This window comes from Citrobacter sp. Awk 2 (assembly GCF_028069815.1).
Classification (GTDB): domain Bacteria; phylum Pseudomonadota; class Gammaproteobacteria; order Enterobacterales; family Enterobacteriaceae; genus Citrobacter.
In genome coordinates, this window is sequence record NZ_JANEWL010000150.1 from 1 (window position 1) to 6712 (window position 6712).

Below are 6712 nucleotides of genomic sequence, written 5' to 3' on the forward strand. Positions count from 1 at the left end.
TATCTAATTTTACCTGATGAGATAATTAGGGTAAATTGGTGAATAACACTAACAAATGGTGAATTTCATCATGGCAGGATACAAAGATACTCTTCTGGGAGAAGCAAACAGCTTCATTGAAGTGCTGGAACAAGTCTCCCATCTGGCTCCCCTGGAAAAACCCGTGCTGGTTATCGGTGAGCGTGGCACGGGAAAAGAGTTAATCGCCAACCGTCTGCACTACCTTTCCACGCGCTGGCAAGGACCGTTTATTTCTCTTAATTGTGCGGCGCTCAACGAAAATTTACTCGATTCCGAACTCTTCGGCCACGAAGCTGGCGCTTTTACCGGGGCGCAAAAACGCCATCCGGGTCGCTTCGAGCGCGCCGACGGTGGCACACTTTTTCTTGATGAACTGGCAACCGCACCGATGCTGGTACAGGAGAAATTACTGCGCGTTATTGAGTATGGAGAACTCGAGCGCGTAGGCGGTAGCCAGCCGCTGCAGGTTAACGTACGACTTGTCTGTGCTACCAATGCCGACTTACCGAGAATGGTCAGCGAAGGTACTTTCCGCGCAGACCTGTTGGATAGACTGGCCTTTGATGTCGTGCAACTTCCACCTTTACGGGAGCGTAAAAGCGACATCATGTTGATGGCCGAACATTTTGCGATTCAAATGTGCCGCGAGATTGGATTGCCGCTGTTTCCCGGTTTTAGCGCACAAGCCAGAGAAACACTTCTCCACTATCGTTGGCCGGGCAATATCCGTGAATTGAAAAACGTTGTTGAACGCTCGGTATATCGACATGGTACCAGCGAATATCCACTGGACGAGGTAGTGATAGATCCGTTTAAGCGCCACACCACAGACGTTCAGCAGCAGGAAACCCACTCTACAGTGGCAACGTTACCGCTGGATCTCCGCGCATTCCAGCAACAGCAAGAAAAGACGTTTCTGCAAACCAGCTTACAACAGGCAAAATTCAACCAGAAAAAGGCCGCCGAACTGCTTGGACTGACGTACCATCAGCTGCGCGCGTTGCTTAAAAAACACCAGATTTAGTGATGCATTACCGACCGTTAAGCGCCTTCATGTGCAAAGCCCTCCACAACGCACATGAAAATAGTACCGTTTAACGATTCCCGTCCCGCCTATCATCATTCTTGCATAATCTTTATACCGCCTTCATAATGAATGAACGTTCATTCATTGCGTATTCACAAGACGACCAACACGGATACGCCTTGGCGTTCCTCCTTAGAAACTAACAGCAGGTAAATTATGGCAAAAAAAACGCTTCGACTTTCCTTCCCCCAGTGGCAGGGAGGCAACAATCCCCCCTATCACCTCGGATCACTTCTCTTGTCTTTTCTCTCGCCCGAAGCGAAAGGCCCCGTCGAGGATGTTCCCGTTGCTTTACCAGAAAGCGAGCCGCTGGTTGTAATAGATGGCATTACTGGTAAGCCACAGATTCTTAAACAGTTGAGCGATGCCGCGACGCGTATTGAAAAACACGATCCCGACGCAATTGTCGTATTAGGTGGTGACTGCCTGGTTTCTTTGGTGCCCTTCGCGCATCTGCTGCATAAATACGGTGATAAGCTGGGCGTGCTTTGGATCGACTCTCACCCCGACGTGCAGACGGCTGAACAGTATCCAAATGCGCATGCCCATGTTCTTGGCGCGCTGATCGGCACGGGCGATAAAGATTTAGTAGCCCACGTCACGCACAAGGTTTCTGCGTCAAAAATTATGATTGCCGGCATTCACAATCCACTGATATACGAAAGCGACTATCTGACCCATCACAGTATTGCGACGACTGGCCCTGATGATGTCAAAAACGGTGCCAACGAGGTTATGGCGTGGATTGCCCGCGAGCACATCGAATATCTGGCGATTCATATTGATCTGGATGTTCTGGACCCGTCACTTTTCCGTTCTGTTTTGTTCGCCCAACCAGGCAGAGGTGAACATGATTTTGGCGATGTGGCCGAAGGTAAACTGACTATTGAAGAGGTGCTTAAACTGGTTAATCTTGCCACCGTACACGCGGAGGCCGTCGGGCTTACCATTGCTGAACATCTGCCGTGGGATATGGTAAACCTCAAGAATATGCTCAGTGCATTACCTCTCATGAAGTAACGCAAGATATCGATAAATCTCATCGCTGGTTCCAGGCCTTAAAGCGCGGTAAAGTTTCACCATAGATTCAAAGATAAAGGTCGATATGCTAAAGAATACTGAAACCTACCATAAGCTTATTACCGCTGCCGCAGCCTGTTTTGCTGAGAAGGGATTCAGTGCTACCAGCGTGCGCGAAATTTCCACGCGTGCAGGTATCAGTCAGGGGGCTATGTATACTTACTTCAAAAGTAAGGATGAGCTTATACGGGCAATCGTTCTGGAAGAGCAAAACACTGCCCTGGCTGCCCATAATGAGCCCTGTGGCGGATCGTTTTTTGATCGTCTTTGCAAGCAGGTCGTTACTTGCATAAGCGATGTCGGTTACCCTGTCACGCACCACCTTTGGGTAGAAATCATGGCCGAATCGGCACGCAACCCGGAGCTCAGGGAAGCGTTTATCGCCAGTGATAACATCATGCGGCAAAGCATTGCGGGAATAATTGCGCAAGGTATCGCCGCAGGAGAGTTTCGTCGGGATATTGACCCGGAAGCGATCACCATCATTCTGTTTGCATTTATTGACGGGCTGATTGCCCGTAAGGCTATTAACCCTGCGTTCTCATTGGCCACAGATGTACCTGCGTTCCCTGATTTAATGTCAAAGTTGCTCAAATAAAATATTTCCCTCGCCTGCTTTCTGATCTTTCCCCTGCCCACTTCGCGCCAGAAGTGGGTATTGCGGACATCAACATAATCAATACATAACGTATCAATTTATACAGTTGATGATGAGTTGCACCTGAGATCCCGACCACGCGTAAAAGCAAAAAAAACATTTCTGCGATCTCATCATTTCTATCCGCTCTTACAGCCACACACCGTAATGCCATACAAATATCTCAGCTGATATGCCGAACGTTTTACGCCGTTTACAGAGACAGCGTCGCGGAAAAAGAGACTGGAAGCATGGATGACGATGGTGTATAAAATAATACAAATAGTATTATTTTATACTAAATGAATCATTATTACTTAAGCTGGAGATTAAACCATGCCCACCAATATTACCCTGAACACCACGACGGATAGCTTCCCACCAGCAGGCCATTACTCACATAGTGTGACTGCCGGGGGATTCGTTTTCATTTCCGGACAGCTACCTGTCACGACTAATGGCGAAAGAAAAGCGGATGCTTCTTTTGAAGAACAGACCAGACTGGCTCTACAAAATGTTGATGCTTGTCTGGCGGGGGCCGGCGTTTCTCGCCAGCAACTGGTATCGGTACGCGTCTATGTCACGGACATTAACCAGTGGCCGACGTTTAACCGGATCTACGGCGAATGGGTCGGTGATTCCCGTCCAGCCCGTGCTGTCGCTGGCGTTGCAGAGCTTCATTATGGCTTTGCCGTAGAAATTGAAGCCATTGCGTTAGCACAACAAGTGTGACTTTTAACTGCTACAGGTGAACAACAATGACTGAAATGACACTACCTGATTACCACGATGTTGCCGCGGCCGCTGAGCGCATCGCAGGTTATGCTAACAAGACACCGGTTATGACATCACGAACGGTGAATGAAGAGTTTGGCGCTGATGTTTTCTTCAAATGCGAAAACTTCCAGCGGATGGGAGCATTTAAGTTTCGCGGCGCGATGAATGCTCTGCGCCAGTTTACGCCACAGCAGCGAGCAGCCGGCGTCGTGGCTTTTTCATCCGGAAACCATGCTCAGGCAATCGCCCTGTCCGCAAAATTGCTGGGTATTCCGGCGACAATTATCATGCCGCACGACGCGCCAGCCGCTAAAGTTGCTGCCACGAAAGGATATGGCGGACATGTCGTGATGTACGACCGTTACACTGAAGATCGTGAAAAAATTGGCCGGGATCTGGCAGAAAAACAAGGACTGACGCTGATCCCACCTTACGATCACCCGCACGTTATTGCAGGCCAGGGTACCGCAACGAAAGAACTGATTGAAGAAGTTGGTGCTCTGGATGCCCTTTTTGTTTGTCTGGGCGGTGGCGGTCTTCTATCGGGTTCCGCACTGGCCGCGCGACACTTGTCCCCTGATTGTCTTATCTATGGTGTAGAGCCTGAGGCAGGCAACGACGGTCAACAGTCGTTTCGCAGTGGCAAAATTGTGCATATCGATACGCCGAAAACCATTGCTGATGGCGCGCAAACCCAACATCTTGGACAGCATACCTTTCCACTGATCCAGAAGCATGTTAACGATATTCTGACGGTTTCAGATGATGAATTAATTGCCGCAATGAAATTTATCGCGGAGCGAATGAAAATGGTCGTGGAGCCAACGGGCTGCCTTGGTTTTGCCGCCGCAAGAGCGCGAAAAGCGGACCTTAGAGGAAAGAAAATCGGCATTATCATCAGTGGTGGCAATGTTGATATCAGCCGCTACAGTGATTTCCTTGCCGGGTAATCTCATTAAGGTATCTGCGGTGCGGATACCTTATCGCTATGCGCCTGTTCCAGTCTGGAAAAGAAGCCCCAGGACGCTGTAAACTGGCCGCCATAATGGCAACAGGCATCACTGCAGGAGACTGGCATGCCAAAAACCGACGATAACTCGCTACTCAATCAAATTGATATTATCGCCAAAGGACTGAGCGACACCTTCTCTCCGTTTTGCGAGGTTGTGGTTCATGACCTCAAGAACCCTGAGCATGCGATCTTGTCCATACACAATAATCTGTCCGGTCGCAAACCGGGTCAGCCCGCAACAGAGCTTGGGCTGGCGCGGATCGAATCAGCTGATTTTCCCAACATCGTTGCCAACTACAGCAATCAGTTTGCGGATGGTCGCCCGGTAAAAAGTACCTCTATCGGCATCAAGGACGAACAAGGCAAATACGTCGCGGCGCTTTGCCTGAATGTTGATATGACGCTATTTCGTGGGATGCAGAGTGCACTGGCACGGTTTACTGAAACCGAATGCTCACCTGTCAGCGAACACCTCGATCCTGGCAGTAATGAAGTGATTCGCCAGCGTATTGATGACTTTGCGGCTAAACGTGCAACAACGGCGCGAGCGCTGAAGACAGAAGACAGAAAGGTACTGATTCAACAATTGCGTAAAGAAGGTTTACTGAACGTACGTAAATCCATGGATACGGTAGCGCAGCATCTGGGCGTGTCCAGAGCAACCGCCTACCTGTACGCCCGTCAGGCTAACGCTATCGGCGAATAAGTTGGCCGTTTGACGCGAGGACGGTAATCAGTTTACCATGATGCAAATACTGTATAAAAAAACAGGATTAGCATTATGACTCTAGCGTTAGTAGGCGAAAAAATTGACAGGAACCGCTTTACCGGGGCGAAAATTGAAAACAGCACGTTTTTTAACTGCGACTTTTCTGGCACCGACCTTAGTGGCACTGAATTTATCGGTTGTCAGTTTTACGACCGTGAGAGCCAAAAAGGGTGTCATTTCAGCCGGGCCATCCTGAAGGATGCCATCTTTAAAAGCTGTGATTTATCAATGGCAGACTTCAGGAATGTCAGCGCTTTGGGTGTTGAAATCCGTGGATGCCGCGCTCAAGGTGCGGATTTTCGCGGCGCAAGTTTTATGAATATGATAACCACGCGCACCTGGTTCTGCAGCGCATATATCACCAACACCAACCTGAGCTACGCCAATTTTTCAAAAGTCGTGTTAGAAAAGTGTGAGCTGTGGGAAAACCGCTGGATTGGCACGCAGATACTCGGCGCAACATTTAGCGGTTCCGATCTCTCTGGTGGTGAGTTTACATCGTTCGACTGGCGAGCTGCGAACTTCACGCATTGCGATCTGACCAATTCTGAACTGGGTGATTTAGATGTTCGGGGCGTCGATTTACAAGGTGTTAAGATAGATAGCTACCAGGCCTCTTTAATCATGGAACGACTTGGGATTGCCATTATCGGTTAGCCCTGGCTAAGCAAGCCCGCAATACACCAGGGAGCGGTGAATCCCCGCCCCTGTGTATCTGTTCTGTTACCCTTCAGGCATTGCTGAAGAATGGTGGGTGGAAATTTTCCACGCCTTCCCATCCCACGCGTAAGTAAACGTATAACGGGCCGAAACGGTCGATTTATCTGCGAAGGTGAAGGTATAAGTACCAGCATCAATCGCCTTATTACAGCCAAGGCGAATAGTTCGACTGTCAATTTTCCCGGTAGGTTTCTTCGCCAGGAAATGTTCAAAATAATCCTCACGTTCAGCATCTGTTAAACGGGCTTTATTCGATACTGTGGGAAGTAATACGGCATCACTAAGATAATTTTCGGAGACCGTCTTCGCATTACCCGTTTTCAGTGATTCATTCCACTTGTCGAATAGCGCTTCGATTTGTGCTTTGTCCACCTTCACACACTCTGGAGCCGGAGTCGCAAAAACGGGGCCCGATAAAAGGATCAGTGAAACAGCAATACCAAGTAATTTCTTCATAGTAATCATTCCATTAATGGTTAGATGGCCGCGAGAAGGTCATTGATAACCGGATAGTCAACTCACCTGTAATAACCAATAGAAACCATTAACATACGCCGGGTGTAGAAAATAAAGACGCCAGAAAAAGATGGGTAAGTAATATGATGAAAT

General features: G+C 48.8%; 8 protein-coding genes. 7 read left to right on the top strand and 1 reads right to left on the bottom strand.

Going from position 1 to position 6712, the window contains the following annotated elements; genetic code table 11:
• Nucleotides 1–55: 55 nt before the first annotated feature.
• From pspF to NNO02_RS22115, 7 genes are all read left to right on the top strand, one after another.
• Entirely contained in the window at nt 56–1045 is a 990-nt protein-coding gene (gene pspF, locus NNO02_RS22085; protein WP_271442668.1) for a phage shock protein operon transcriptional activator, read from the top strand.
• A gap of 219 nt (nt 1046–1264) precedes the next feature.
• Nucleotides 1265–2128: an arginase family protein gene (locus tag NNO02_RS22090; RefSeq protein WP_271442669.1), complete on the top strand. Its 864-nt coding sequence runs from the start codon at nt 1265–1267 to the stop codon at nt 2126–2128.
• Nucleotides 2129–2213: 85 nt separating this feature from the next.
• The gene (locus NNO02_RS22095; RefSeq protein ID WP_271455755.1) at nt 2214–2786 is read left to right on the top strand and encodes a TetR/AcrR family transcriptional regulator; all 573 of its coding nucleotides are present in this window, start codon (nt 2214–2216) and stop codon (nt 2784–2786) included.
• A 375-nt stretch (nt 2787–3161) separates the two neighbouring features.
• On the top strand, nt 3162–3557 hold the full coding sequence (locus NNO02_RS22100; protein ID WP_271455756.1) for a RidA family protein: 396 nt from the start codon (nt 3162–3164) through the stop codon (nt 3555–3557).
• A 26-nt stretch (nt 3558–3583) separates the two neighbouring features.
• Nucleotides 3584–4552, top strand: a complete 969-nt coding sequence (locus NNO02_RS22105) for a threo-3-hydroxy-L-aspartate ammonia-lyase (protein WP_271442672.1) — start codon at nt 3584–3586, stop codon at nt 4550–4552.
• A 126-nt stretch (nt 4553–4678) separates the two neighbouring features.
• Entirely contained in the window at nt 4679–5320 is a 642-nt protein-coding gene (locus NNO02_RS22110; RefSeq protein ID WP_271442673.1) for a helix-turn-helix transcriptional regulator, read from the top strand.
• A 75-nt stretch (nt 5321–5395) separates the two neighbouring features.
• Nucleotides 5396–6040 carry a quinolone resistance pentapeptide repeat protein QnrB98 gene (locus NNO02_RS22115; RefSeq protein ID WP_149691965.1) on the top strand — a complete coding sequence of 215 codons (645 nt, stop codon included), beginning with the start codon at nt 5396–5398 and terminating at the stop codon, nt 6038–6040.
• A gap of 66 nt (nt 6041–6106) precedes the next feature.
• Here NNO02_RS22115 and NNO02_RS22120 read toward each other — a convergent pair whose 3' ends face one another.
• Nucleotides 6107–6559: an SgcJ/EcaC family oxidoreductase gene (locus NNO02_RS22120; RefSeq protein WP_271442675.1), complete on the bottom strand. Its 453-nt coding sequence runs from the start codon at nt 6557–6559 to the stop codon at nt 6107–6109.
• Between the last annotated feature and the right edge of the window lie 153 nt (nt 6560–6712).